1 protein-coding gene is annotated in these 297 nt (G+C 34.0%); it reads left to right on the top strand.

Translation table 11 applies throughout. The features are described from left to right. The coding region (locus IC174_RS20875) for a hypothetical protein (protein ID WP_227483922.1) at positions 1-297 on the top strand (297 nt) is incomplete at both ends.

The raw sequence follows: 297 nt of genomic DNA, 5'->3' as shown, positions 1-297 counted from the left end.
ACTACTAAAGTAACATCAACTATGGTAATAGAGATAACAGCAGAAGATGGAACAACTAAACAAGAATATAAGATAGAATTAGCGACAGCTAGTAGTGCAAATGATATAGAATCAACAAGTATAGGAACATTAGATGAAGCGAATAAAAAAGTAACAGGTGTTCCAGTGTCAACAAAAGTAAGTGAGCTAAAAAATGCAATAACACCATCATCAGGAGCAAGTGTTGAGATATTAGATGCAACAGGTGGAAATGCAGTAACAAATCCAACTACTACTAAAGTGACATCAACTATGGTA

Origin of the sequence: Clostridioides sp. ES-S-0001-03, assembly GCF_020676075.1 — a bacterium.
In the GTDB taxonomy this organism is placed as follows: domain Bacteria; phylum Bacillota; class Clostridia; order Peptostreptococcales; family Peptostreptococcaceae; genus Clostridioides.
This window is presented reverse-complemented; position numbering and strand designations above follow the sequence as displayed.